Below are 25,406 nucleotides of genomic sequence, written 5' to 3' on the forward strand. Positions count from 1 at the left end.
ATGACCATCCCCACCACCGAGGCCCTCGCCACCGCTGAGGCGCCCAAACCGACGCCGGCCGGCCGCTCGGTCGCCGCACGGTTCGCGTCGTCGTTCGCGATGTTCCGGAACGGCAAGTCGATCACGGGCCTCTGCATCCTCGGCTTCTTCGTCCTCGTCGCGGTCTTCGGCGACCTCATCGCGCCGTACGGCCCACTGGAGAAGGACTTCACCGCGCTGCGCCAGGCTCCGTCCGCCGCGCACCTGCTCGGCACCACGCACATGGGCGAGGACGTCCTGAGCCAGCTGATCTACGGCACCCGCGGCGTGCTCCTCGTCGGCTTCCTCGCGGGCATCTTCGCGACGATCATCGCCGTCGCCATCGGCGTCACCGCCGGGTACGTCTCGGGGTTCACGAGCGAGTCGCTGTCCGCGCTGACGAACGTCTTCCTCGTCATCCCGGGTCTCCCGCTCATGATCATCGTGGCGTCCCAGTACGACAACCCGAGCCTGTTCCTCATCGCCGGTGTCCTGGCGCTCACCGGGTGGGCATGGGGCGGCCGGGTGCTGCGCGCGCAGACGATGTCGCTCCGCAACCGGGACTTCATCCAGGCGGCGAAGGCGAACGGGGAGTCCCTCTTCCGGATCATCACCGTCGAGATGCTGCCGAACCTGACCGCCATCATCGCCTCGAGCTTCGTCGGCACGGTCACCGCGGCAGTGCTCGGGCTCACCACGCTCGCGTTCATCGGTGTCATCCCCATCACGAACCTCAACTGGGGCACCATCCTGTTCTGGGCGCAGCAGAACGGTGCGTTCCCCGATTTCTGGTGGTGGTACGTGCCCGCCGGTGTGTGCATCGCCCTGCTCGGTGTCGCATTGTCGCTCATCAACTTCGGGATCGACGAGTACGTGAACCCGAGGCTCCGCTCGGCTGGCGAGCGCGCCAGGGCCCTCCGCAAGCGCGGCATCAAGCCCGGGGCGAGCGTCACCGCCGTCCGCACCGAGCCGGCCGGCCCGTCCACGACCACCGACACGACCCACACCGAACGCGCTGGAGCGACCGAACGATGAAGACCGACACCACCCGTCACCTCGACGCGGCCCGCTACCTCGACGCCACGCTGCCCATCGCGGCCCGTGTCGACGACCTCGTCGAGCGGATGACCGTCCGGGAGAAGGTCGGCCAGATGATGCAGCTCGACGCCCGCGACGACATCGAGGCGCACGTGCTCGAGACCCACGTCGGCTCGATCCTGCACGCGTCACCGGAGCGTCTCGCGGTCGCCCATGAACTCGTCGGGCGGACGCGACTACGGATCCCGCTGATCGTGGGGGAGGACTGCATCCATGGGCACTCCTTCCACCTCGGCGCGACGATCTTCCCCACGCAACTGGCCATGGCCGCGAGCTGGGACGCCGAGCTGCTCGAACGGGTCGCCAGGGCCACGGCCGTCGAGGTCGCCGCGACGGGTGTCCACTGGACGTTCTCGCCGGTGCTCTGCATCGCGCGCGACCTCCGCTGGGGCCGCGTCGGCGAGACCTTCGGTGAGGACCCGTTCCTCATCGGTGAGCTGGCCTCCGCGATGGTGCGCGGCTACCAGGGCGACGGCCTGTCCGACCCGACCGCCATCCTCGCGACGGCCAAGCACTTCGCCGGCTACTCCGAGACGCAGGGTGGGCGCGACGCGAGCGAGGCCGACATCTCCCCGCGCAAACTGCGGTCATGGTTCCTCCCGCCGTTCGAGCGGGTCGCCCGCGAGGGGTGCGCCAGCTTCATGCTCGGCTACCAGTCGATCGACGGGGTGCCGATCACGGTCAACGAGTGGCTGCTGGGCGACGTCCTGCGCGGTGAGTGGGGGTACGAGGGGACGCTCATCACCGACTGGGACAACGTGGGCCGCATGGTGTGGGAGCAGCACGTCAGCCCGGACTACGTGCACGCCTCGGCTGCCGCGATCCGCGCCGGCAACGACATGGTGATGACCACCCCTGGCTTCTTCGAGGGCGCCCTGGAAGCGCTCGAGCGCGGCCTGCTCGAGGAGGCCGACCTCGACCGGGCGGTCCGTCGCATCCTCACCCTGAAGTTCGCGCTCGGCTTGTTCGAGCGCCCGCGGCACCCGGACGCCGCGGAGCAGCTCGCGGTGATCGGCTCGCCGGAGCACACCGAGCTCAACCTCGAGACCGCGCGGCGTTCGCTCGTCCTGCTCCGCAACGAGGGCGTGCTGCCGCTCGCCGGCGGCTACCGGGCGGACGAGGCAGGCAGGGCGATCGCGACGTCCGAGGCCGGGCCGCAGCGCATCGCCGTCGTGGGTCCGCTCGCGGACGACGCGCAGATGCAGCTCGGCGACTGGGCGGGCAACTCCGGCCAGGCCGGTTGGCTGCCCGACGGCCAGCCGCGCGAGATGATCACCACCGTGGTCGACGGCCTGCGTGCGGTCGCACCCGCCGGGAGCACGGTCACGACGGCGTTCGGAGCGGACATCCTCACGCTCTCGCCCGATCCCGCGGGGGCGACCTTCCCCGACGGCCAGCCGCGTCCGCCGCTCGTCACGCCCGCGCGACCGGACGAGGCGCTCATCGCGGAAGCCGTCGCACTGGCCGAGGACGCCGACGTGGTCGTCGCCGTGGTGGGCGACCGCATCGAGCTCGTGGGGGAGGGCCGCTCCACCGCGACGCTCGAGCTCATCGGCGCACAGGTGGCCCTGCTCGACGCCCTTGCCGCCACCGGGAAGCCGCTCGTCGTGGTCCTGCTCGCTTCGAAGCCGCTCGTGCTGCCGCCGTCCGCGCTGCACGCCGACGCGATCGTGTGGGCGGCCAGTCCCGGCATGCAGGGCGGTCGGGCGATCGCGGAACTCCTGCTCGGTCTCATCGAGCCGACCGGTCGCCTGCCGATCTCCTTCGCGCGGCACGCCGGCCAGCAGCCGACGTATTACAACCAGATCCGCGGCCAGCACGGCGACCGCTACGCCGACCTCACCCAGGAGCCTGCGTTCGCGTTCGGCGACGGGCTCTCCTACTCGAGCGTCGAGTACGGGCAGCCGCGCCTCGACCAGGCCGTCTACGGACGTGACGAGACCGTGCGTGCCGAGGTCGAGGTCCACAACAGCGGTTCGCGCTCCGTCCTCGAGACGGTGCAGGTGTACGTCAGCGACCTCGTCACATCAGTGAGCTGGGCCGACCAGGAGCTGAAGACGTTCCGTCAGGTCGCGATCGAACCGGGCGACACGACGACGGTCACGATCGAACTGCCCGTCGCCGACTGCTCCATCGTCGACGCGCGGGGACGGCGGGTCGTCGAAGCGGGCGAGTTCGAGCTGCGGGTGGGCGGTTCGTCACGGGCCGATGCGCTGCACGCGGTCCGCTTCACGATCACCGACTGAGCCGTCGAGCACCGGGACCCTCAGGGGGCCGCACGAAGTCCCTCCTGTTTCGTGCGGCACCGCGGGGCCGATCAGGCCAGTTCTTCGGCGTCCGCTCGAACGGTGACCTCGCCACCGTTGGCGCCGTGCATGAGGTCCTCCAGCAGCGGGCGGTCCATCTCGAACGTCTCATCCGACTCGAAGCTGAACTGCAGCGGGATCGAGGGGTGCAGCCAGAGCGTGACGCGGCCGCGTTCCGTCGAGGTGTCGCGGAGCGTCACCGAGAACGACTCGTTCCGGCGGAGCTTCATGAGGGTGATGGTCTTGACGTGAGCCAGCATCCGGTCCTCGAGGTGGAACCGGTTCTCGCCCGTCCCGTAAACGATCGCGCCCATGTGCTGTACCCTTCTCCGGACCTCCGACGATCGACACGGCGAGATGCGCCGGTGTCGAGCGGCCAGCCTGGAGACCCACTTCAACGTCCGCCGAACTAGTCTAGGAAACTTGAAATCGGCGCTCTGAACTGTTGATTTCCGAGTGCCTGCTGCGCTATGCGTGTCCGCTCGGCGAGATGGTCAGGACAGCAGGTCCGGGTCCTGTCCCTGAGGGAGGGCCGAGGACGGGGTGTCCTGGGAATCGCCGTCAGGCGTGCCCATCGCGATACCGATACCGGGACCGATCAGGAGGTTGATGGGCTCCAGCTGTCCTTCGCCGCGGTCGACCTGCAGCCATCGGAACTGCCCGGACGAGATGCTCTCGAGCACCTCGGCGCGGAACTCGTCCGGGTCGGAGACGGCGATCGAGTACGGAAGTCCCTGGTAGACGATCTCCATGCGGCTCATGCGACTTGTCCTGTCCGGCTCGGAGCGGGCTCCGCGATGACCGAGAGGCCGTGGGCGGAGTTCGCCGTGACGTTCAGCGCGTCGATCCACGCGCGGTTGAGGTCGATCGGGACGCTGCCCGAGTACTTGAAGCGCAACGGCACCGAGGGGTGGATCCAGATGACACTGCGCCCGTCGCCCGCCCGCGGGTCGTCCTTCCACCCGAAGTAGAAGGCCTCGTTCCGGCGGAGCTTCGCGCCGATCACGAACTGCAGGTGCGCAAGCAGCCGGTCCTCGAAGGTGATCGAGACCTCAGAACCGTAGATCAGTTTTCCCATGGCGGGCCGTGCTCTCCTCGTCGTGCTTCACGCGGTGTCGCGTCACGCTGTGTCGCTTCACCATAAGTCTCCCGGCTCGGAATTCCCAGCTGACGACCGCGCGGGCGCGAATGGGAGATGTCGTCGATGATGTCAAGGGCCCCCGGATCGACAGCTTCGGTGCGTAACCTGCGGTGCAGGAGGTGCCACCAATGGCAACAGCAGAGAAGACCAGCAAGACCGAGAGCACGACCCGATCGGCTCCCGGAGGATCCGGGCCGAAGCCCACCCGTCGGCAGAACGCCGAGAAGGGCTTCGTCGCGTCGAAGGAACTGGACGCCAACATGCAGGCCGTCCTCGTCGACCTCATCGAGCTGTCGATCCAGGGCAAGCAGGCACACTGGAACGTCGTCGGACGCAATTTCCGCGACACGCACCTGCAGCTGGACGAGATCATCGACGCTGCCCGTGAGTTCAGCGACACCGTCGCCGAGCGCATGCGTGCCCTGCACGCCGTGCCGGACGGACGCAGCGACATCGTGGCCGAGACCACGACGTTGCCCGAGTACCCGCAGGGCGAGATCGACACCTCGGAGACGATCGATCTGATCACCGTCCGACTCGAGGCCGTCGTCGGCACCATGCGCCGCGTCCACGACGAGGTCGACGACGAGGACCCGACGAGCGCGGACATCCTCCACGCGATCATCCAGCAGCTGGAGCAGTTCGCCTGGATGATCAGCGCGGAGAACCGGACGGCGACCCGCAGTCGTTGACCTGGGGCGGCGTCCGACGGCGAATCGTCGTCGGCGCCGCCACCCATCGGGGTCGGAGGTCGGTTCGGCGACTACTCGTCGTCGGCGCCGCCACCCGACGCCGTGTCCTCACCGTCAGTGGACTCGGAACCGTCGGAGCCCGAACCGTCGGGGATCTCCTCCGCGTCCGGACGTGAGGATGATGCAGATGCGTTCGTCATGTTCGCTTCCTTCCTGGTTGTCGCCATCGGAGATGACCAGACCCACGCTAGGCCGCCGAGCTGATCGGCGCGTGGGGGTTGACGCTTCGACAGGGCCAGACCACCATGGCGGCTGTGATGAGCGGCGATGAGGTGACCGGACGCAAGACCCCGACGGGGAGCATCCGCACACCGAAGCAACGGGTCGGCGCGTGGATCATGCCCGCGCTGCGTCCGTGGCGCCTCATGCTCGCGCTCAAGGTCGCCATCGCGGCCACCGCGGCCTGGTTCCTCGGCAGCCTGCTCCCGGGCGAGATCGGCGACTTCTCCTACTACGCCCCGCTCGGCGCCCTCGTCAGCCTCACACCGACGCTCATGGACTCGGTGCGCTCGAGCCTGCAGACCCTCGTCGGTCTGGGCCTCGGCATCGGACTCGCGTGGCTGCTCATCATCTCGCCCGCGCCCGGCTGGGTGTCCGTATCCCTGTCGGTGGGGCTCGGCACACTCCTCGCCGGCTTGCCGGGGCTCGGACAGGGCCGCGACTACGTCCCCATCGCGGCGCTCTTCGTCATCATCATCGGCGGAGCGAACGCCAACGACTTCTCGGTCGGCTACCTCGTGCAGATGGCACTCGGCGTGCTCGTCGGGCTCCTCGTGAACCTGCTCATCATGCCGCCGCTGTTCGTCCGCGAGTCGGCAGCCGGGATCTCGGCCGCGAGGTCACGGATGGTCGGTGCGCTCCGGAGCATGTCGGACACCCTCCGATCCGAGTCGGCACCGACCCCGGACGACCCGCCGTCCTGGGACAGCTCGCTGCTCGCCATCCGGCACGACGTCGACGCCGCGCGCGGGCTGATGAAGGACGCCGCGGAGAGCCGCCGGGCCAACCCGCGCACGCGGTGGAACCGGCACGATTTCCGCGGGGATGAGGGGGCGCTCGCCGCCCTCGAACGGATCGCGCCGGTGGTCGTGGAGATCGGTGACGCCCTGCGTGCGGCGCTCTGGGGGATCCCGGTGCCGGTCGACCTCGACGAGGGCGTCCGGAGTGCACTCGCCGATGCGATCGACGCCTCGGCCGACCTCGTCGAGGCCGCGATCGACGACGAGCGTCTCTCCGAGGCGTTGCGTGCCTCCGACCGGGCGCTGACGATGCTGCGTCGGGCGGTGCGCTCGGCCCACGCGGGCGCGAACGGTGCGGCCGGTCGGGAGCCGGACGACGACGACCCGGCGGAGGATGCGGGCGGCGAGAACCTGCTGTTCGCCCTGCGCCGCATCCACGCCGAGATCGAGCGCTCGGAGCGGTCGCCCGAAGCCTGATGCGCTCGGCGCTCAGAGGATCGGCTTGCCGCCGGTCACCGCGATCACGGCGCCCGAGATGTAGCTCCCCTCGTCCGAGGCGAGCAGCACGTAGGGCGGTGCGACCTCGGCGGGCTGTCCCGGACGCCCGAGCGGGGTGTCCGTCCCGAAGGACTCGACCGTCTCGGGCGGCATCGTCGACGGGATCAGGGGTGTCCAGATCGGGCCGGGGGCGACCGCGTTCACGCGGATCCCGTCGCCGCCGAGCAGCTGGGCGAGCGAAGCGGTCATGCTCGCGAGCCCAGCCTTGGTCATGGCGTACGGCATGAGCTGCGGCGACGGCGAGTCGGCTTGCACCGAGCTCGTCGCGATGATCGAGGATCCCGGAGCCATGTGCGGGACCGCCGCCTTGCTCAGGTGGAAGAACGCACTGAGGTTCGTCGCGAGCGTGTGGTCCCACTCCTCGTCCGGGATCTCGGCCAGGCTCTCCCGGGTCATCTGGTACGCGGCGTTGCTCACGAGGATGTCGACCTTGCCGAAGCGCTCCACCGTCGCGCGGACGATCTCGCGGCAGTGCTCCGGGCTCGTCAGGTCACCGCCGATGCTGAGCGCGCTCCGGCCGGCCTCCTCGACCCAGCGCACCGTGTCCGCGGCGTCCTCGTCCTCGTCGAGGTAGCTGACGACGACGTCCGCCCCTTCGCGGGCGTAGGCGATCGCGACGGCCTTCCCGATGCCGCTGTCGCCGCCGGTGATGATGGCGACCTTGCCCTCGAGCTTGCCCGAACCCCGGTAGCTGGTCTCGCCGTGATCGGCCTGCGGCGTGAGCGCTCCCTCGGTCCCGGGCGGCTGCTGCTGCTGAGCGGGCTGGTTCATGGTGTTCCTCCCTGTGCTGCTGTGCGTGCCAGCATGCCGTGGTTGCGGTCCGACCAGCCAAGCCGATCCGAGCGATCCGCCTCCAGGGGTTGACGCCCGCCCAGAGGCGGGAGGCGCGTGCTAGCAGCCGCGTGCCGGGGCCGCCAGCCCCGGCGATTCGGAGGCGCGGCTCGTAGGGTGAATCGCATGACCGCAGCTGGCGAGGATCTCCGTTCGTACGCACCGATCGGGGACGGCCGCACCGTCGCCCTCATCGGACTCCGAGGCCAGGTCGACTGGCTGCCGATCCCCGACCTCGGCTCCATGCCGGTGTTCGCCCGGCTGCTCGACGACGACTCCGGCGGGTGCATCGAGCTCGAGCCGGTCGGCGAGTACACCGTCACGAGACGCTACGTCTCCGGCACCAACGTGTTGCGCACGACCTTCACGACCGAGCACGGGCGCGCGACGATCACGGACGCACTCGTCACGGGTATCGCGGGGCGCCTGCCCTGGGCCGAACTCGCACGCCGGATCGACGGTGTCTCAGGCAGCGTCGAGTTCACCTGGCGCGTCCGGCCCGGAACGGCGCTCGGGACGGCCTCGCCGTGGATCGAGGACAGCACACGGGGCCCCATCATCCGGTCGGGCGCGACGACGATCGCGGTGGTCGGCGACGAGTACGGGCCGAACGAGGTCGAGGTCGATGGATCGATGCCGACGGAGCTCTCGGGCCGGTTCACGACCAGCGAGGACTCCCGGCATCTCCTGATCGTCGTCGCCACCCACGGCGAGCCGATCCATCTGCCCGTGCCTGCCAACGTCGACGTGGGCATCGACCGAACGATCGACAACTGGCGGGCCTGGTCCCGGGCGTTCTCCTACGAGGGACCGTGGGCGAATCAGGTGCAGCGCAGCGCGCTCGCCCTGAAACTGCTCATCTTCAGCCCCACCGGGGCCATCGCCGCCGCCGCCACGACGTCACTGCCGGAGAACCCGCGCGGGGCCAAGAACTGGGACTACCGCTTCGCCTGGGTGCGCGACCTCGCGTACACCGCGCACGCGCTCGTCCGCTTCGGTCTCCGCGAGGAGACGCACGCCGCCGTGTCGTGGCTGCTGCGCACCATCCGCGAGAACGGGCCGGAGCTGCACATCTTCTACGGACTCGAGGGCGGTGTGCCCGACGGGGTCGTCGAGCACGACGTCGCCGGCTGGCGCGGTATCGGACCGGTGGTGAGTGGGAACCCCGCCCAGGGGCAGTTGCAGCTCGGCGTCTACGGCGACCTCTTCGCGATCTGCCGCACCTACGTCGACGCCGGCAACGTCCTCGACGTGGAGACCGGTCGTCTGCTCGCCGAAGTCGCCGACCGCACCTGCGACCTCTGGCGGAACCGTGACGCAGGCATGTGGGAGCTGCCCCAGGAGGAGCACTACGTCTCGTCCAAGATGGGCTGCTGGCAGGCCCTCGGTGATGCGGTGCACCTGGCGGAGCTCGGGCAGGTCGCCGGCAGTGCCGATCGCTGGCGCGCCGAGCAGACCCGGATCCGGGAATGGATCGACGAGCACGGATGGAACGAGGAGCGCGGGGCGTACGTGATGTTCCCCGGGAGCGACGATCTCGACGCCTCGGTGCTGCTGCATGCGATGAGCGGATTCGACCGTGGTGACCGCATGTCATCGACGATCGACGCGCTCACGAACGAACTCGGCGAGGGGGCCCTGCTCTACCGGTACTCGGGCGTGCAGCAGGAGGAGTACACCTTCGTCGCCTGCGCGTTCTGGCGGGCGTCCGCGCTCGCCTGCGTCGGCCGCCATGACGAGGCGATCGCGGCCATGGACGAACTCGTCGGCATGACCAACGACGTCGGAATCCTCGCCGAGATGATCGATCCCGCCGACGGTGCGCACTGGGGCAACCTGCCGCAGGCGTTGAGTCACCTCGCGCTCATCAACGCGGCTCTCACGATCAAGGAGCTCACCGGAGAGGAGTGAAGTCCCCGGTCCCTGAGTCTGCACCCCGGTTCCTGAGTCTGCACCCCGGTCCCTGAGTCTGCACCCCGGTCCCTGAGCTTGTCGAAGGGCGGTCCCTGCGCGGATACCCGGCAGCCTCCGAGAACGCAAGCCCCGGGGTCACACCGGTCGCGGTCCGTAGCGTTGCAACCACTCGGCCACGATCCGATCCACGCCGAACACCCACTGAACGAGAGGACCATCACCATGGCCGACGACCAGTACACCTTCACCGACCCGGCGAAGCTCTACGCTCACATCTCCGCGGAGAAGCAGCACCAGCCCGAGCCCGGCCTGGACGCGAAGCTCGACCCGAAGGCCGACCTCGGCGAGGAGAGCTACCGCGGCAGCGGCCGTCTCACCGGCCGCAAGGCGCTCATCACCGGCGGTGACTCCGGCATCGGAGCGGCCACGGCGATCGCCTTCGCCCGCGAGGGCGCATCCGTCGCGCTGTCCTACCTCCCCGAGGAGGAAGAGGACGCTCAGCGCATCGCCGGGATCGTCCGCGAGGCCGGCGTCACCGTCCTCACCCTGCCTGGTGACCTGCGGGACCCGTCCTACTGCCGTGACCTCGTCGCGCAGACGGTCGATGGCCTCGGAGGACTCGACATCCTCGTGAACAACGGCGGCAAGCAGAAGTTCAACGAGGACCTCACCACCCTCACGGACGAGCAGTTCGACGACACCTTCAAGACCAACGTCTACGCGATGTTCTGGCTCTCGAAGGCCGCGCTCCCGCACCTGCCGGCCGGCTCGTCGATCATCAACACGACCTCGATCCAGGCGTACTCGCCCTCCGACATCCTCGTGGACTACGCGTCGACCAAGGCGACCATCAACGCCTTCACGAAGGCGCTGGCGCAGCAGCTCGCACCCAAGGGCATCCGCGTCAACGCGGTCGCGCCCGGCCCGATCTGGACGCCGCTCCAGGTGTCGGACGGTCAGCCGCAGGACAAGATCGCCGAGTTCGGCGAGGACACCCCGCTCGGCCGCATGGGCCAGCCAGCCGAGCTCGCGCCCGCCTACGTGTTCCTCGCGTCGGCGGAGTCGAGCTACGTCCTCGGTGAGACCCTGAACGTCAACGGCGGTATGCCCACGCCGTAACCCCGTCCCGCCCCACAGCAGCCCGCGAACTGTCAGTTCCGGCTAGTCCGACGCCGTTCGACTAGCTTGTTCTGACAGTTCGCGGGCTGTTCTGGTCAGTCCGTGCGGTCTGCAGCTCGTCGGACCCGACGGCCCTCGAGGGCGTCCTTCGCGTCGCGGTCGGCGAGCGCCTTGATGGCGGCGTCCGAGCGCAGTGGCAGCTGCAGCTCCTGCTCCGCGGCGACACCCGAGGCCAGCTGACGGCCCCGCTGGATCTCGATGTCGAGCTGGGCGCCGAACAGCAGTGCGAGGTTCGCGATCCAGATCCACAGCAGGAAGATGATGATGCCGGCGAGCGAGCCGTAGGTGGCGTCGTAGTTGCTGAAGTTGGCGATGTAGAAGCCGAACCCGACCGAGGCGATGAGCAGGATCAGGAGAGCGGCGAGCGCACCGATACTGATCCAACGGAACTTCTCCGGCTTGATGTTCGGCGTCGCGGAGTACAGCACGGCGATGACGAAGACGAGCGCGATGGCCATGACCGGCCACTTCGCGATCGACCAGACCGTGAGGCCCGTCTCACCGAGACCGACCGCCTGTCCGATGGCCTGCGCGACCGGACCGGACACGATGAGTGCGAGCGCGATCACCGAGATGACGAGCAGGACGACCAAGGTAACGCCGAGCTGTGTGGGACGCAGCGACCAGATCTTGCGACCTTCTTCGACGCCATACATGCGGTTCAGCGCGCGACCGAAACCACCCACGTAGCCGGATGCCGACCACACGGCACCGGCGATACCGGCGAAGAGGGCGAAGCCGATCGCCGGTGACTCGACGAACTGGTTCACGGCGTCGGTCAGGAAGCCGAGGCTGTCGCCCGGTGCGAGGTTGCCGACGATCTCGAGCAGGGCGTCGGTGCCGCTCCGGCTCTGCCCGAAGAGGCCGAGGATCGAGACGAGCGCGAGGACGGCCGGGAACAGCGACAGGATCGCGAAGTAGGTGAGCCCTGCCGCGAGGTCGGTGCACTGGTTCGAGGTGAAGGAGTGCAGCGTCCGCTTGAGGACGTAGCCCCAGGGCACGGGGACGCGCTGCGGCTGCATCGTCTCCTCGGCGTCATCCGCGTGACGGTCCTTCGGATCGTCGGGCTGGCTCGCCTCGACGCGGTCCTGGCGCTGCTTGGTGGGTTCAGACACGGTGCCCTCGGTTCGCACGCCACAGCAGGACGCCGGCGCCGACGACCGCCACCGAGGCGACGACGATGGCGGTGGTGCGCAGGTGGTAGGCCACGGCGGTGCGGACGTCGAACTTCTGGAAGAGGAGGTCGAGCGTCTGTGCGAGGTGCTCACGCGTCTGCTCGACGTCGAGCTGCAGGGTGTTCAGCCCGGCGCCCTCGGGGGGAGTGGGGCGGGCGAGATCCTGGTCGCTCATGCTGCGGCCTCCTTGGTGTCGTGCTTCGAGTCGTGCTGCTGGTGCTCTGCGAGGTGGTCGCCGGTGAGGGCTTCGACACTGCGCTCGGGAACGGGCTTCGCGCCGGCCTTGAGCTTCTTGACGCCGACGAGCGCCAGGATCCCGGCGACGAGGATGAGGACGACGCCGACGATGAGGGCGGCGAGCCAGGCGGGGAGCACGGTGGCGAGTCCGAGGACGGCGGCCGCGATGAGCGTCCCGAAGCCGAAGAGCACGAGCACCAGGGCGACGACGAGCATCCCCGCGCCGATCCCGAGGTCCTTGGCCTTCTTCGTCATCTCCGCCTTGAACAGGGCGATCTCGCCGGTGACCAGGCGGACGACGTCCTCGCGGAGGTCGGTGAGGAGGGTCTTCATGGGAGGAAGTCCGCGGCGACTCCGTCTGCGGTCGGCCGCGCTGCTGGCATCGGTCATGTGAGCACTCTTCTCGTTGTGGTCCTCCAGCCCACACCCCTCGCGCGCGCGAGACAAGGGCTTGACAGGCGTGTCGGCCGATCGCGGAATACGACGACCCTGAATTGGTTACATCTACAAGTAAACGGGGTAGCCTGTACCGACCCCATCACCCGATCGGAGACCGAATGTCCGCTGTGCTCGACGAGCGTCTGCTCGCCCCGGAGACGTCGATGGGCGCGGTCACGCTCCGCGTCGGCGACCTCGACCTCATGTCCGGCTACTACGCCAACGCCTTCGCGATGGAGCCGCTCGAGGAGCGCAGCCGTGCCCGCGAGGTGCACCGGGTGCTCGGTCGTGGCGACACCCCGCTCGTGCGACTCGTGCACACGCCAGACCTGCCGGCCGTCGACCGGCGGCAGGCCGGCCTGTTCCACACGGCGTTCCTGTTCGAGGACGAGTCGAGTCTCTCGGCGACGGTCTATCGGGCCGCGCAGGATCCCCGTGGACAATTCGTCGGGTCGAGCGACCACTTCGTGAGCGAGGCGTTCTACTTCACCGACCCGGAGGGGAACGGCGTGGAGCTGTACACGGACCGCCCGCGCAGCAGCTGGGTGCGCTCGGGCGACCAGATCGCCATGACCACCACGTACCTCGACCCGAACGCCTACCTGCAGCGGCACCTCACGGAGGACGCCCTCGGCGCCGGGCCGTCGTTGGCCGGCGCGGTCGGGCACGTGCACCTGCAGGTCGGCGACCTCCAGACCGCCCGAGCCTTCTATGTCGACGCCCTCGGATTCGAGACGACGCAGACCGAGTACCCCGGCGCGATCTTCGCCTCCGCCGGCGGGTACCACCACCACATCGCGATGAACGTCTGGAACAGCCAGGGCGCCGGTCCCCGCGCGGCCGCCCTCGGCCTCGGCGACGTGTCGATCACCGTCCCCGACCTCGCGAACCTCGATACGCTGGCCGCGAGGCTGCGCACCCGCACGATCCCCTTCGACGCGGACGGTCGTTCCGTGACCGTCTCCGACCCGTGGGGCACCCGCGTGACGGTGGCGCTGCCCGATCTGTCGACCGAGGAGCTGCTGTCCCGATGACCACCGCACTGCGCGACGTCCGTTCCGCCGACTGGGCCGAGACTGCCGCTGCGGCTCCCGCCGTCGCGGTGCTCCTGCACGGCTACGGCTCGAACGAGCACGACCTCACCGGCCTCGTCGGGCCCCTCGCGCTCGGCATGCCCTGGGTGTCGCTGCGCGCGCCGCTCGAGATGGGACACGGCGGGGCGGCCTGGTTCGAGATCACGACTCCGGGCAACCCGGACCCGGAGCCGATCGCCCGCGCAACGGACGCCGTCTGGGGCTGGATCGATGAACACGTGTCGGCCGAGGCGCGCATCGTGCCCATCGGTTTCTCGCAGGGTGGCTTCATGGCTTCGCAGCTGCTGCGCACCCGACCCGAGCGGGTCGTGGCGCCGGTGATCGTCGCCGGCTTCGTCCTGAGTGCACCACAGCCCGGCGACGAGGTGCTGGCGGCGACGAAGCCCGCGGTGTTCTGGGGACGGGGTCTCGAGGACCGGGTCATCGCCGCGCCGGCCGTCGCGCGAACCGCCGCCTGGTTGCCGCTGCACACGACGCTCACCGAGCGCACCTATCCGGGGCTCGCCCACGGGATCCACCAAGCCGAGATCGACGACGTCCGCGGGTTCCTCGAGGCGCACACCGGCTGATCGTTCAGGTCTCGGGTTCCGCAGGCATCACCACCTGCGGTCGCACGTGCTCGTAGACGACGCTCGTCCGGACGTCCGCGACCTCCTCGCGCTCCGTGAGCTTGTCGATGACGAAGGCGTAGAGCGCGTCGTTGTCGGTGACGGCGACCTGGAGCAGGAAGTCCTCGTTCCCGGAGACGACGAAGACGCCGATGGTCTCGGGAAGGGTGATCGCCCAGCTGCGGAACGCGTCGATGTTGACGCGCGACGGCGGCCGGATCCGGATCGCGATGAGCGCTTGGACGGAGCGACCGAGCGACGGCAGATCGACGTCGAGTCGCGCGCCGCGGATGATGCCGCGGCGGTACAGGCCGCGTGTCCGGTCGAGTGCGGTGGTGGGGGAGACGCCGACCGCGGCCGCGATGTCGCGGTTGGTGCGCCGAGCGTCGCGCTGGAGTTCGCGCAGGATCGCCGTATCAAGTTCGTCCATGGCGGCGATTCTGCCAGATGCACCGAACGATGTACGGCTGCGATCCGCGCTCCCTTCTGATCGACGTAGCCTGAGGATCGATTCGCGTACGACATCAGGGAGAGACATGACGGAAGAACGATTCGTCGGCTTCGCGCCGGAGGAGATCGACACGGCGGCGCCCACGCGGTCCGCCCGGCTGAAGTGGGTCGTCGTCGTGCAACAGGATCTTCCGGCCGGTCGTGCCGTGAATGCGGCGGCCTGCGTCGCAGCGGCGATCGGAGCCGGGGTGCAGGGACTCCTCGGACCGGACGCGGTCGACGCCGACGGCTCGGCTCATCCCGGACTGCCGTGGGCGGGGTGCAGTGTGTTGTCCGCTCCGGCTGCGCAACTGGGGGCGATCCGGGCCAAAGCGGCGGGGTCGGACGGCGTGCTCGTCGTCGACATGCCGGAGGCGGGCCAGCTCACCCGGGTCTACGACGAGTACCTCGAGGTGGTTGGGGACACCGTGTCGGATGCACTCAACCCGCTGGCCGTCGCCCTGGTCGGGCCGCGCAACCGGGTGGACCGGATCGTCGGGCGACTGCCGCTGTTGGCCTGAAAGCGCACGTGTCAGGGCTTGAGGGAGATGGGGTGCGGCGGGCTGGCTAGGGTTGGCGGGTGAGCACCACCGTCCATCCCACGCAGGTCGCGCCGTCCGCGGCCGTCGTCACCGCCAGCCGTGTGGTCTACCTCCTGATCGCCGTGATCATCGCGATCTCCCTTGTCATCCAGATCGTCCTCGTCATCACCGGCGGCGCCGACGCCCGCTCGGGTGGTGTGGACATGTCCGTCGACCTCGCGACCCGGTTCGCACGCATCTTCAGCGCGTTCACCATCCTCAGCAACCTCATCGTGCTCACCGTGTCCGTCCTGTTGGTGATCGACCCCCTGCGTGACGGCCGGCTGTGGCGGGTGGCGCGGCTCGACGCGCTGCTCAGCATCGTCATCACCGGCATCGTCTACGCGGTGGTCCTCGCGCCGCAGGTGAACCTCACGGGGTGGGCGCTCGTCATCACGATCGGATTCCACTACCTCTCGCCGTGGCTCACGCTCGGTGCCTGGCTCGTGTTCGGTCCGCGTCCGCGCTTCACCTGGAGCACCGTCGCCTGGGCGTTCCTCTGGCCGCTCGCCTGGGTGGTCTTCACCTTCATCCGTGGCGGCATCACCGGCTGGTACCCCTACCCCTTCCTCGATGCGACGCAGCTCGGCTTCGACGGTGCCGTCCGGAACGCGCTCATGGTGCTCGTCGTCGCGATCGTGTTCGCCGTGCTGCTCAAGCTCGTCGACCGGGTGCTGCCCGCCACGCTCCGCCGCTGAGGTGAGGCAACTGGTCGCCCGGCAGCGTTCCGGGTGACCATCTGCCTCACTTCGGGGCCGTGTAAGGATGGGGCATGCCCGTCGTCGAATCCCGCTGCACCGTGCCCGTCCCGCCCGACGTCGCGTTCGCGATCTCCCAGACCACGGGCGACACCCGGATGCGCTGGGACCCGTTCATCCGGCGGCAGCACTTCCTCGACGGCGCGAAGGAGGCCGCCAAAGGCGTCCGCACCTTCACGGTCCAGCGGTTCGGGTTCCGGATGGTCAGCGAATACGTCTCGTACCACCCGCCGATCAACGTCGGCATGAAGATGACGAAGGGCTCATGGTTCTTCGAACGGCTCGCCGGCGGCTGGCGCTTCAGCCTGGTGGACGGCGACGACCAGCGCACCCTCGCCGTCTGGCGCTACAACTTCACGTGCAAGCCGCGGTGGCTGGCACCGATCGCCGAGCGCATCGGTGCGATCGTCCTGCAGCGCGACATCGACCGCCGGATCCGAGGCTTCGCGCGCGGCTGCGAGGACCCCGTGGTGCTCGCCGCGGTCGCTGCAGCGGACTGATCCGGCACTAGTGGGCGAGGAACGAGCCGATACCGAACCGGGCGGTCACGCCGGGGCTGAAGAGGACCGAGTCGGGCTCGTGCTCGACGACACCCGGGAGGCCCGCCGCTGCGCAGAGCTCGTCGCGCAACGAGGTGACGCGAGCCGGGTGGAGGACCCAGGGTTCATGCTTATTCGGCAACCACTGCGTCCGACCGAAGCGGCTCTGGAAGAGCCCCCACCGCGCCGTCAGGAACTGGGACAGCTCGTCGACGACGGTCGTCGTCCGGTCGACATCGACGCCGAGCTGGAAGCCCGGACCCCGTGTCGTCGGCGACCTGGTGATCCGCCGCGACGCGTACTCCCAGCCGTCGTCCGTCGGCCGTTGCGCGGTCCGCGCCCACCGGTAGGGCAGACCGAACATCGCGCGAGCCGCGAGGACCGCCGGCAGGCTCGACGCCTCGAGCGACCGGAACACGACGCCGCGACGCCCCTCGGTGTCGACCCCGTACAGCCGGACGTTCACCTCGGTGAAGGAACCGCCGATGGGCGACGGCGGCAGTGGGCCGATGCGGGCGTCGCCCAACTGGAAGGCGATGAGTCCGACCCAGGTGGAACCGTCGAAGACGTCGGGGACCACCCCGGGCGGGAGCAGTGGCGCGACCGCGCTCGCCGGGACGCGCCAGTGGACGAACGCCAGGTCCCGCCATTCCTGCGCGGCGACGACCGGGCCGGACAGTGCCGGTGCGTCCGAGGCGATCGGCCTGGGCTCGCCGGTCATGCCAGGTGTTCGTACTCGGGCAGGTCGATCTTGTCGGCCGGCGGGGAGAACAACTGCGCACCGACGAGCTTCGCCGGCTTCGACCCGGCCACGCGGAGCGCGGTTCGGAAGGCGGCGACGCCGGCCTTCGAGGTCGGATTGGCGAGCTGCGGCGTGCCCGGCGGCAGCGACTGGGCCTGCTCGACGTAGGGGCGCATGATGCGTTCGTACCCGCGGAAGGCGTCCCGGTGGTGCACGTGCGCGGCCAGCTCTCCGGCCAGCACGTAGGCGCCGACGATCGACAGGCTCGTCCCCATGCCGCTGACGGGCGACGCGCACCAGGCCGCGTCGCCGAGCAGCGCGACCCGTCCGGATGCCCAGCGGGGCGTCCTGACCTGGCCGATGGACTCGTAATAGACGTCGTCGCTGTCGTCGAGGTGCTCGAGGATCCGGTTCGCCTGCCAGGGGAGTCCGACGAAGCGGTTCCGGAGATGCCGTCGCTGCGCGTCGAGGTCGCGGCGCGCGGGGACGACGCCGTCACCACGGTCGGACGTGACCTCCGTCAACACCGCGCGAGTGGTGCCGTGCCGGTCGGGTCGGAGCGTGACGCTGCGGCCGCCGACGCCCGAGTACCACTGCCACCACGGCACGTCGGCGTCGTCGCGCGGAATCGTGAGGTACGTCATCTCGAGCCCGAGGGACCGGGTCACCGCCTCGCCGGGGAAGGCCAGCTCACGGGTCGACGATCGGATGCCGTCCGCCGCGATCACGAGGTCGAACGCCTCGTCCGCTCCATGCGCGAAGGACACGAGGACCCGTTCGCCGTCGTCGTCGAGGGCCGTGATGTGGTCGCCGTAGCGGTAGGTGGTGGTGCCGTCCGTCGCATCGATGAAGATGCGGGCCAGGTCACCGCGCAGGATCTCGACCTCGGCGGTCGCGCCGTCGGTCTCGGAGTCCGACACCGGGAATTCGGCGATCGTCTCACCGGCGTCGCCGACGAAGCGTGTGCCGCGTTCTCCGGTGGTCGCCTCGCGCGCCGCGTCCTCGAGGCCAGCGCGTCGCAGGACCTCGCGAGCGGCGCCGCGCACGTCGATGTTCTGGCCGCCGTCACGGAACGCCGGCGCGCGCTCGATCACCGTCGTCTCCCAGCCGTAGCGGTTCAGCCAGAAGGCCAGGCCGGGGCCGGCGATGCTGGCTCCGGAGATCAGGACGCGGGGAACGGTCATGGTGGTGCCACCTCTCGAGGAGCGTGGGACTGCCGCTCCGGTTGCCTCCATCATCGCAATCGCCGATCCGAATCCCGCATGGTTGACAGCTCCGGCGGCGCAGGCGTCACCCGCTTGTACGCTGGGGGCATGTCGAGGATCGAACGCAAGCGTCGCAAGCGGAGTGTGCGGGTCGATCGCGTGTACGACGGCGACGTCTACGTCCGGGTCAACTCCGTGGGATCCAGCGGCGACCGCTCCTTCATTCTCATCCCGGGCATCGGTGTCTCCTCCACCTACTTCGAACGCCTGGCGCCGCACCTCAACGAGTTCGGTCCCGTGCACGCGCTCGACCTCCCCGGCTTCGGCGGCGTGCCGCACCCCTCGTCGACGCTCACGATCCGCGAGTACGCGGACCTCGTCGGCCGGGTGATCGACGAGCTCGATCTCAAGGACCCGATCATCGTCGGCCATTCGATGGGCAGCCAGGTGGTCAGCGACCTCGTCTCCCGTCGTCCTGAGCTGTCCACCCTCGTCCTCATCGGCCCGGTCGTCGTGCCCGGTCAGCGCCGGGTGCTCACCCAGGCCGTCCGCTTCCTGCAGTCGAGCTGGCACGAACCGCTCACGGTGAAGGTGCTCGCCGTCAGCGCCTACGTCTTCTGCGGCTTCAAGTGGTTCTCTCGGGTTCTGCCCCAGATGCTCAGGTATCCGATCGAGGAGGCCCTGCCGAAGGTGCAGGCGCACACGCTCGTGATCCGCGGCGAGTACGACGCCGTCGCACCGCGCGAGTGGGTGGAGCGGGTCGGAGAACTCCTGCCCTCCTCGCGCCTCTGGGAGATCCCCGGCGCAGCGCACTCCGTCATGTACGCGCACGCGGAGGAGGTCGCCAAACTCTGCGTCGACCACGCCAGACGCACGGTGGCGGACGGTGACGACGACCGGCTCCGGGTCTACCCCGAGGACTCGGACGGGAGCGACGACTCCGAGCCGGAGGCGCCGCAGCCGAAGGCGGTCATCCAGGCTGTGCAGGGACGCATCGAGGAGACCATCGGGATCGTCACCGACGACGACGACCGCGTGGCCGAGGGGAAGTCGCAGGTGGCCGACGCGGTCGCCTCCATCGACCACGACTGAGCGCTCGCTGAGATGCGGCGGTTCGTCGCTCAGCCGCGGGCCGGGCGACGAACCGCCTCACCTCACCGCGTCGGTTCACCGAACCAGCGCCGGAGGGCCGGCTCGAGCGGCTCCCGCCCGTCGGCCAGCCAGACCACGTGTCCGTCGGGGCGCAGGAGCACCGCCGTGGCCGAGAGCTCCGGGGTCGTGGTGGCGACCCGGTCGACGCGGTCCGCCCAGTCGGTGACGTTGTGGGTCCCGGTCTGGTCGAGCAGGAGTCCGCGACCCTCGTGCAGGAGCGTGAACAGGCCCCTGCCGTCGGCCAGGGGGAGGTCGTGGAGCCGTCGACCCAGCAGCGACCCCTCGTCCGAGCCGCTGTCCACCGCTGTGCCGGGACCTCCGACGTCGTATCGGATGCCGGTGGACGCGATCCGCGCGCCCAGGAAACGGGCCACGTCGTCGAACCGCATGAGCTCCGAGAACAGCCGACGCACCGCCTGCGGGCCGGGGTCGGGGGACAGGAGGACGCTCTGCGCGCGGGTGAGCGTGAGGACGTCGTCGGCGACCGGGCGGCGCTCCGTCGCGTAGGTGTCGAGGAGGTCGGCCGGTGCCCAGCCTGCGAGCTCGGCTGCCAGTTTCCATCCGAGGTTGAACGCGTCCTGGATCCCGAGGTTGAGGCCCTGCCCGCCGAGGGGTGGGTGCACGTGGGCGGCGTCGCCGGCGATGAGCACCCGGCCGACCCGGTAGCGCTCAGCGAGTCTCGTCGCATCGGTGAAGCGCGACAGCCAGCGTGGGGAGTGTGCGCCGAAGTCGGTCCCGGCGAAGCGTTCGAGCCGGGCCCGGAACTCCTCGATCGTGGGAGTCGCCAGGCGTTCGTCGGCGGGGGCGTCGGCGGGCGCCACCGCGCGGAAGAAGCCGTCGGACACCGGCCCGATGCCGAAGCCACGGTGCGTCTTCCGGACCTCGTCGGCGATGGCGGTGACCTCGTCGGCCGGGAGGGTGACCTGGATCTCCCCGAGGATCCACTCGGTCTGCGCGGGCTCGCCGGGGAAGCCGATGCCGAGGATCTTCCGAACGGTGCTCCGCCCGCCGTCGCACCCGACGAGCCACCGTGCCCGCAGGCGCTCACCCTCGTCCAGCTCGACGGTGACCCCGTCGTCGTCCTGTTCGAGGCCGACGAGTCCGCTCCCGCGACGCAGCTCGGCACCGAGCTCGACCGCGCGCTCGGTCAGTAGTCGATCGGTGACCGGCTGCGGGAGACCGAGGACGTAGTCGTGCGCGGTGTCGAGCGGCACGGGTCGCGGCGGGACGATGCCGGCGAAGTGACCGGTGGCGCCCGGGTACTGCGTGCCCTCGGCGAGGAACCGATCGAGGATGCCGCGCTGGTCGAGGATCTCGATGGTCCGCGGGTGGAGGCCCAACGACCGTACGGCAGGGCTCGGCTCGGCGTCCCGTTCGATGACGAGGACATCGACGCCGTGGAGCCGGAGTTCGGCTGCCAGCATCATGCCGGTCGGTCCGCCACCGCTGATGATGACGTCATGCATGAGGACCCCGTTCTCGTGGTCGGAGGCGACCGCGGCCACCCATTCTGGAGGCCGGAGGGGGTCTTGCGGCAAGCCCCGGTGCCCGGCGTACGCTGGAACTGCAGCGGCAGTGAGATGCGGCGGATCGTCGCTCAGCCGCGGGCCGGGCGACGAATCGCCTCACCTCACCGGGTCGGCTCGCCTGGCCAGGATCGCTCCGTGCGGTCGTTGATCGAGGCTCGTCCTGGTGTGCGTCTCGATGACCTCGAAGCCCGCTCGGCGCACGTGCTCGGCCAGTTCCGCGATGGGCCAGCGATAGGCCGTCGCCACGGCATGGTCGAACGCTTCGACCGTCGGCCCCTCGAAGCAGCCGATCAGGAGTCCACCTCCCGGCCGGAGCACGCGAGCGAATTCCGCGAGCGGTGTCTCGATCGTGTCGGGGCGGTGGTGGATCAGCGAGTACCAGGCGAGGACGCCGCCCACCGAGCCGGTCTCAGCGTCGAGGGTGTCGAGGCTGCCGAGGTCGAACCGGGTCTCCGGGTGCTCGGCGCGGGCATGCGCGATGAACTCGGGGACCAGGTCGATGCCGCGGATGTCGAGCCCGCGCGAGGAGAGGTACGCCGTCCAATGCCCCGGGCCGCAGCCGGCGTCCAGCGCGGGACCGATGATCCGGTCGGCCCAGGAGGTCACGAGCTGCCGGTCCGATGGATGCACCGAGGCCATCGTGCCGAGCAGCTTCACGTACTCGGTGGACCGTCGGGCGTAGGCGTCTCGGACGGTGCTCATGGCTCCACCGTAGCGAGCACGCGGCACGCTTCGCCGTCGGGATGGAGAGGCGGGCCTCGCGGTTCCGCATGCCAACTGTTATGGTGTTTATAAACAGATGGAGGTGCCATGGGCGTCGTGATCTCGAACAGTTCGGGAACACCGATCTACGAACAGATCGAGACCCAGTTGCGTGCGTCGATCCTCGCCGGGGAGATCCCCGTCGGGCAGACGCTCCCATCCCTGCGGCAGTTCGCGGCGGATCTCCGGGTGAGCGTCATCACCGTCACCCGGGCCTACAACGATCTCGTCGCCGAGGGCTTGGTGCGGAGTGAGCACGGACGCGGGTTCGTCGTCCTCGACGTCGACCCCGAGACGGCGAGCACCCTCCTGCAGTCGCGGGTCGACGAGGTCATCAGCGAGCTCGTCATCGCGGCTCGGCATGCGCGCCTCAGCAGGACCGACATCCAGACACGACTCGAACAGAGGTGGAGTACCGATGACTGACAACATCCTTCGCATCGAGGGATTGCGCGTCCAGCGGCGATCATTCGCCGTCGACGACGTCTCCTTCGCGGTCGAACGCGGCACCGTGACCGGCCTCGTCGGACCCAACGGGGCCGGCAAGACGACCACCATCCGTGCCCTACTGGGCCTGCTGACCCCCGACGCCGGCGACATCGAGGTGCTGGGGCGGCCGGCCGGTTCCCCGAGTGCGCTCGCACGGATCGGCGTCGTCCTCGACCAGCCGACCGCGGCTCCGGAGTGGCGTGTCGCATCGATCGGCCGACGGCTCAGCCCGTTCTATCCGGAATGGGATCAGCAGCGGTTCGAGTCGTTGCTCGACCGCCTCGGGGTGCCCCGCGAGCAGCGGGTCAGCGAGCTGTCCCGGGGGCAGGGCGTGAAGCTGTCGCTGTCGACCGCGCTCGCGCAGCAGCCGGAACTCCTCATCCTCGACGAGCCGTCCAGCGGCCTCGACCCGGCTTCCCGGCGCGAGATCGGGGACCTGATCCGCGAGTTCATGGTCGACCCCGAGCACGCGGTGCTCTTCTCGACACACATCACGACGGATCTCGACGAGCTCGCCGACGACCTGCTCGTGCTCGTGAACGGCCGGGTCGCCTATGACGGACGGTTCGCCGACACCGTCGACGAGTTCGCGATGGTGCGGGGCGCGGGAGCCCCGCCGACCGGGGAGGTGCTCGGACTCGAGCGACGCGGGGAGCAGTGGTCCGCACTCATCCGGACGACGCAGATGGCGGACTTCGGACCGGAGACCGTGATCGACGCGGCAAGCGTCGACGACATCGTCATCCACCTGGCAGCAGCACACGGGAAGGCTTCCGCATGATCGGCTCATTCATCCGCTTCGACCTGACCTCCTGGCTGCCCCGGCGGCAGACGCTCCTCCTGCTCGGCTTCGTCGCCGTCGTCGGGATCCTGCTCCCCGTGCCCGGCATGGCGATCATGGGCGCGGCGATCGTCACCTCGCTCATGATCGCCGCGCCGTTCCTCGGCGACGAGCGCGGACGCCTCGACACGCTCTACGGCATCCTCCCCGTCTCGCGGTCCACCGTCGTGGTGGGACGGGCCGGCTCCATCGTCGTCTTCGCCCCGCTCGCCTCGGCGATCGCCTTCGCCGTGACCCTGCTCATGGCCAGCGTGCGCGGCGCCTCACTCGACTGGGGCCTCCTGCTCGTGATCCAGGCCGTCGCGGTCGCCTTCGTCGGGCTGTCGGCCAGCATCCAGTTGCCCGTCCTGTTCCGGATCGGGTACACGCGCGGCCGACTGATCAGCTACGCCCCTGCGCTGGCGATCGCAGGCCTCGCCTGGCTCGCGCAGGCGATCGGCGTGCTGGACGGCGCGCAAGAGGCCGCCACCGGTGTTCCGCTCCCGCTCGTCGTCGGCCTCGGACTCGCGCTCGGCGCCGTCGGGATCGTCGTCGGCGTCCTCGTCGCCGTGCCCCTGTACCGCAAGCGCGAACTCTGAGCGGTCACGGCATCCGTCCCGGGCGTTCCCGGCATCACAGCGTCGTCAGGAACGCCCGGATGTCGTCCGCGAGGAGCTCGGGCTCCTCGTGCGGCGCGAAATGGCCGCCTCGGGGCATCGTCGTGAACCGCCGCACGTCGTAGCTCCGCTCGGCCCAGCTGCGCGGCGGACTCGCCAGGTCGTGCGGGAAGAGCGCGACCGCGGTCGGCACCTCGACCCGGTCGACACGCGTCGTGATCCCGGTCGCGGACTCGTAGTACGGGCGGAGCGACGTGCCGATCGCGTTCGTGAACCAATAGACGGAGGCGAGCGTCGCGAGGTACTCGTCGCTGAACCGGGACGAGACGTCGCCGCCGCAATCGCTCCAGGCCCGATGCTTCTCGAGGATCCATGAGAGCAGGCCGACGGGGGAGTCGGACAGCGCGGGAGCGAGCGTGAGCGGACGGGTGTGGTGCTGATGCTCATACGCACCCTCCTCGGCGTCCCAGGCATCGACCCGGGCGAGATGCGCCCGCTCCTCCTCCGTGAGCGTCTCAGCGTCGACCTCGCGCGGTGCAGCGACCGCGAGGAGGTGGATGCCGGCGACCGCCTCGGGATGCGCCTGCGCGAGCCGAGAGGTGATCCCCGCCCCGAGATCGCCTCCGTGCGCGGCGTACCGGGCGAAGCCGAGGTGATCGTGCATGAGCGTGTGCCACAGCTCGTGCGTCTGGTCGTCGAAGCTCGGGCGTTGCGGTGAGAACGGCAGTCCGGGCAGTGCGGGCACGATGACGGTGACGGCGCTCGCCGGGTCTCCGCCGTACCGGGACGGTGTCGCGAGGCGCCTGGCGAGTCCGACCAGTTCGAGGGCGGTGCTCGGCCATCCGTTCGTGAGGACGACGGGGATGCCGCCCGGGGCCTCGGCGTCGAACCGGAGGTAGGTGATCGCGGCCCCGCCGATCTCGGCGCGGTGCCACGGCAGGGCGTTGATGTCCCGCTGCTGTGCCGCCCAGTCGAAGTCGTCCGCCCAGTAGGTGACGAGCCGCCGCAGTTCGTCCTGGTCGGTGCCGGCCTCCCAACCCGCGGTCGGCCACCGGTCGGGCCAGCGGGTGTCGTGGAGTCTGCGGCGGAGGTCGGCGAGGTCGTCGTCGCTGATGTCCAAAACGGCCTGGCCTGCTGGCGACCGGGTCACCTGGTAGCGGCGTTCGATGCCCGCGGTCGCACGCCCCCACTCGCTGGACGCGACGCGGGCCTGGTGTGCTGCGAACGACTCGTCGTCTTCGAAGACCTCGGCGACGTCCCAGACGAGCGGGTCGTCCGTCGGCGTCACCTCGAACGACACGCATCCCGGTTCGGCGCGGGTGAGAGCGACATGCTCCGGCAGATGGGTCTCGACGACCGCCACGTCGGTCGGTGTCGCGCAGATCAACTGGCCGGTCAGGTGCACGGTGGTCATG

Annotated in this window: 29 protein-coding genes; 15 read left to right on the forward strand and 14 right to left on the reverse strand. The window is 69.8% G+C overall.

Annotated elements, in window-relative coordinates; genetic code table 11:
• Positions 1-1,053, forward strand: coding sequence for an ABC transporter permease (locus HOW07_RS11195; protein ID WP_064297073.1), 1,053 nt, complete (start codon positions 1-3; stop codon positions 1,051-1,053).
• Positions 1,050-3,362 (forward strand): glycoside hydrolase family 3 N-terminal domain-containing protein, encoded by a 2,313-nt coding sequence (locus HOW07_RS11200; protein ID WP_175117008.1) that lies wholly within the window; start codon positions 1,050-1,052, stop codon positions 3,360-3,362. The genes HOW07_RS11195 and HOW07_RS11200 overlap by 4 nt, the downstream gene beginning before the upstream one ends.
• A gap of 71 nt (positions 3,363-3,433) precedes the next feature.
• On the opposite strand, the gene HOW07_RS11205 is transcribed toward HOW07_RS11200, so the two are convergent.
• The 3 genes from HOW07_RS11205 to HOW07_RS11215 form a co-directional block, all read right to left on the reverse strand.
• Positions 3,434-3,736: a hypothetical protein gene (locus HOW07_RS11205; protein ID WP_064297075.1), complete on the reverse strand. Its 303-nt coding sequence runs from the start codon at positions 3,734-3,736 to the stop codon at positions 3,434-3,436.
• Between the two features lie 180 nt (positions 3,737-3,916).
• On the reverse strand, positions 3,917-4,183 hold the full coding sequence (locus HOW07_RS11210) for a hypothetical protein (RefSeq protein WP_071261757.1): 267 nt from the start codon (positions 4,181-4,183) through the stop codon (positions 3,917-3,919).
• Entirely contained in the window at positions 4,180-4,500 is a 321-nt protein-coding gene (locus tag HOW07_RS11215; protein WP_064297077.1) for a hypothetical protein, read from the reverse strand. Before HOW07_RS11215 ends, HOW07_RS11210 begins: the two co-directional genes overlap by 4 nt.
• Before the next feature lie 191 nt (positions 4,501-4,691).
• Here HOW07_RS11215 and HOW07_RS11220 point away from each other — a divergent pair, with 191 nt between their 5' ends.
• Positions 4,692-5,255, forward strand: a complete 564-nt coding sequence (locus tag HOW07_RS11220; protein ID WP_071261759.1) for a Dps family protein — start codon at positions 4,692-4,694, stop codon at positions 5,253-5,255.
• A 71-nt stretch (positions 5,256-5,326) separates the two neighbouring features.
• On the opposite strand, the gene HOW07_RS19670 is transcribed toward HOW07_RS11220, so the two are convergent.
• Positions 5,327-5,455: a hypothetical protein gene (locus HOW07_RS19670; RefSeq protein WP_255376699.1), complete on the reverse strand. Its 129-nt coding sequence runs from the start codon at positions 5,453-5,455 to the stop codon at positions 5,327-5,329.
• Positions 5,456-5,572: 117 nt separating this feature from the next.
• Here HOW07_RS19670 and HOW07_RS11225 point away from each other — a divergent pair, with 117 nt between their 5' ends.
• The gene (locus HOW07_RS11225; protein ID WP_175117010.1) at positions 5,573-6,751 is read left to right on the forward strand and encodes an FUSC family protein; all 1,179 of its coding nucleotides are present in this window, start codon (positions 5,573-5,575) and stop codon (positions 6,749-6,751) included.
• A 12-nt stretch (positions 6,752-6,763) separates the two neighbouring features.
• On the opposite strand, the gene HOW07_RS11230 is transcribed toward HOW07_RS11225, so the two are convergent.
• Positions 6,764-7,603: an SDR family oxidoreductase gene (locus HOW07_RS11230; protein ID WP_175117012.1), complete on the reverse strand. Its 840-nt coding sequence runs from the start codon at positions 7,601-7,603 to the stop codon at positions 6,764-6,766.
• A gap of 186 nt (positions 7,604-7,789) precedes the next feature.
• Here HOW07_RS11230 and HOW07_RS11235 point away from each other — a divergent pair, with 186 nt between their 5' ends.
• Both HOW07_RS11235 and HOW07_RS11240 read left to right on the forward strand, forming a co-directional pair.
• Positions 7,790-9,574: a glycoside hydrolase family 15 protein gene (locus HOW07_RS11235; protein WP_175117013.1), complete on the forward strand. Its 1,785-nt coding sequence runs from the start codon at positions 7,790-7,792 to the stop codon at positions 9,572-9,574.
• Positions 9,575-9,799: 225 nt separating this feature from the next.
• Positions 9,800-10,696 (forward strand): SDR family oxidoreductase, encoded by an 897-nt coding sequence (locus HOW07_RS11240; protein WP_175117015.1) that lies wholly within the window; start codon positions 9,800-9,802, stop codon positions 10,694-10,696.
• Between the two features lie 95 nt (positions 10,697-10,791).
• Here the strand turns inward: HOW07_RS11240 and HOW07_RS11245 are convergent, their stop codons facing one another.
• From HOW07_RS11245 to HOW07_RS11255, 3 genes are read right to left on the reverse strand one after another with little or no spacing between them, the layout of a single operon-like run.
• Complete coding sequence (locus tag HOW07_RS11245; protein WP_285038502.1) at positions 10,792-11,871, reverse strand: YihY/virulence factor BrkB family protein; 1,080 nt, start codon at positions 11,869-11,871, stop codon at positions 10,792-10,794.
• Entirely contained in the window at positions 11,864-12,106 is a 243-nt protein-coding gene (locus tag HOW07_RS11250; protein WP_064297084.1) for a DUF3618 domain-containing protein, read from the reverse strand. Before HOW07_RS11250 ends, HOW07_RS11245 begins: the two co-directional genes overlap by 8 nt.
• The gene (locus HOW07_RS11255) at positions 12,103-12,558 is read right to left on the reverse strand and encodes a phage holin family protein (RefSeq protein ID WP_071261765.1); all 456 of its coding nucleotides are present in this window, start codon (positions 12,556-12,558) and stop codon (positions 12,103-12,105) included. The genes HOW07_RS11250 and HOW07_RS11255 overlap by 4 nt, the downstream gene beginning before the upstream one ends.
• Positions 12,559-12,725: 167 nt before the next feature.
• Between HOW07_RS11255 and HOW07_RS11260 the strand changes: the two genes are divergently transcribed.
• Both HOW07_RS11260 and HOW07_RS11265 read left to right on the forward strand, forming a co-directional pair.
• On the forward strand, positions 12,726-13,640 hold the full coding sequence (locus HOW07_RS11260) for a VOC family protein (protein ID WP_175117017.1): 915 nt from the start codon (positions 12,726-12,728) through the stop codon (positions 13,638-13,640).
• The gene (locus HOW07_RS11265; protein ID WP_175117019.1) at positions 13,637-14,269 is read left to right on the forward strand and encodes an alpha/beta hydrolase; all 633 of its coding nucleotides are present in this window, start codon (positions 13,637-13,639) and stop codon (positions 14,267-14,269) included. The genes HOW07_RS11260 and HOW07_RS11265 overlap by 4 nt, the downstream gene beginning before the upstream one ends.
• 4 nt (positions 14,270-14,273) lie before the next feature.
• Here HOW07_RS11265 and HOW07_RS11270 read toward each other — a convergent pair whose 3' ends face one another.
• Positions 14,274-14,738 carry an Lrp/AsnC family transcriptional regulator gene (locus HOW07_RS11270; protein WP_175117021.1) on the reverse strand — a complete coding sequence of 155 codons (465 nt, stop codon included), beginning with the start codon at positions 14,736-14,738 and terminating at the stop codon, positions 14,274-14,276.
• Positions 14,739-14,844: 106 nt separating this feature from the next.
• On the opposite strand from HOW07_RS11270, the gene HOW07_RS11275 reads away from it, so the two are divergent.
• The 3 genes from HOW07_RS11275 (at position 14,845) to HOW07_RS11285 (ending at position 16,636) form a co-directional block, all read left to right on the forward strand.
• Positions 14,845-15,318, forward strand: coding sequence for a DUF2000 domain-containing protein (locus tag HOW07_RS11275; protein ID WP_121291377.1), 474 nt, complete (start codon positions 14,845-14,847; stop codon positions 15,316-15,318).
• A gap of 59 nt (positions 15,319-15,377) precedes the next feature.
• A complete protein-coding gene (locus HOW07_RS11280; RefSeq protein WP_071261773.1) occupies positions 15,378-16,076 on the forward strand; it encodes a Pr6Pr family membrane protein in 699 nt (232 codons plus the stop codon).
• Positions 16,077-16,150: 74 nt separating this feature from the next.
• Entirely contained in the window at positions 16,151-16,636 is a 486-nt protein-coding gene (locus HOW07_RS11285; protein ID WP_175117022.1) for an SRPBCC family protein, read from the forward strand.
• A 7-nt stretch (positions 16,637-16,643) separates the two neighbouring features.
• On the opposite strand, the gene HOW07_RS11290 is transcribed toward HOW07_RS11285, so the two are convergent.
• Both HOW07_RS11290 and HOW07_RS11295 read right to left on the reverse strand, forming a co-directional pair.
• Positions 16,644-17,396 carry a YqjF family protein gene (locus tag HOW07_RS11290; protein ID WP_175117024.1) on the reverse strand — a complete coding sequence of 251 codons (753 nt, stop codon included), beginning with the start codon at positions 17,394-17,396 and terminating at the stop codon, positions 16,644-16,646.
• The gene (locus HOW07_RS11295; RefSeq protein WP_071261777.1) at positions 17,393-18,601 is read right to left on the reverse strand and encodes an FAD-dependent monooxygenase; all 1,209 of its coding nucleotides are present in this window, start codon (positions 18,599-18,601) and stop codon (positions 17,393-17,395) included. Before HOW07_RS11295 ends, HOW07_RS11290 begins: the two co-directional genes overlap by 4 nt.
• 129 nt (positions 18,602-18,730) lie before the next feature.
• Here HOW07_RS11295 and HOW07_RS11300 point away from each other — a divergent pair, with 129 nt between their 5' ends.
• Complete coding sequence (locus tag HOW07_RS11300) at positions 18,731-19,714, forward strand: alpha/beta fold hydrolase (protein ID WP_079003817.1); 984 nt, start codon at positions 18,731-18,733, stop codon at positions 19,712-19,714.
• Positions 19,715-19,776: 62 nt separating this feature from the next.
• On the opposite strand, the gene HOW07_RS11305 is transcribed toward HOW07_RS11300, so the two are convergent.
• Both HOW07_RS11305 and HOW07_RS11310 read right to left on the reverse strand, forming a co-directional pair.
• Positions 19,777-21,240, reverse strand: a complete 1,464-nt coding sequence (locus HOW07_RS11305) for an FAD-dependent monooxygenase (protein WP_121291694.1) — start codon at positions 21,238-21,240, stop codon at positions 19,777-19,779.
• Between the two features lie 159 nt (positions 21,241-21,399).
• The gene (locus HOW07_RS11310) at positions 21,400-22,005 is read right to left on the reverse strand and encodes a class I SAM-dependent methyltransferase (RefSeq protein WP_175117026.1); all 606 of its coding nucleotides are present in this window, start codon (positions 22,003-22,005) and stop codon (positions 21,400-21,402) included.
• A gap of 108 nt (positions 22,006-22,113) precedes the next feature.
• Between HOW07_RS11310 and HOW07_RS11315 the strand changes: the two genes are divergently transcribed.
• From HOW07_RS11315 to HOW07_RS11325, 3 genes are read left to right on the forward strand one after another with little or no spacing between them, the layout of a single operon-like run.
• Positions 22,114-22,491 (forward strand): GntR family transcriptional regulator, encoded by a 378-nt coding sequence (locus HOW07_RS11315; RefSeq protein WP_064297095.1) that lies wholly within the window; start codon positions 22,114-22,116, stop codon positions 22,489-22,491.
• The gene (locus HOW07_RS11320) at positions 22,484-23,335 is read left to right on the forward strand and encodes an ABC transporter ATP-binding protein (protein WP_175117027.1); all 852 of its coding nucleotides are present in this window, start codon (positions 22,484-22,486) and stop codon (positions 23,333-23,335) included. Before HOW07_RS11315 ends, HOW07_RS11320 begins: the two co-directional genes overlap by 8 nt.
• Positions 23,332-23,973, forward strand: a complete 642-nt coding sequence (locus tag HOW07_RS11325; RefSeq protein ID WP_175117029.1) for an ABC-2 transporter permease — start codon at positions 23,332-23,334, stop codon at positions 23,971-23,973. The genes HOW07_RS11320 and HOW07_RS11325 overlap by 4 nt, the downstream gene beginning before the upstream one ends.
• 34 nt (positions 23,974-24,007) lie before the next feature.
• Here HOW07_RS11325 and HOW07_RS11330 read toward each other — a convergent pair whose 3' ends face one another.
• Complete coding sequence (locus tag HOW07_RS11330) at positions 24,008-25,405, reverse strand: alpha/beta fold hydrolase (RefSeq protein ID WP_254628279.1); 1,398 nt, start codon at positions 25,403-25,405, stop codon at positions 24,008-24,010.
• Between the last annotated feature and the right edge of the window lies 1 nt (position 25,406).

Origin of the sequence: Plantibacter sp. MCCC 1A11337, from assembly GCF_013349365.1 — a bacterium.
In the GTDB taxonomy this organism is placed as follows: domain Bacteria; phylum Actinomycetota; class Actinomycetes; order Actinomycetales; family Microbacteriaceae; genus Plantibacter; species Plantibacter flavus_A.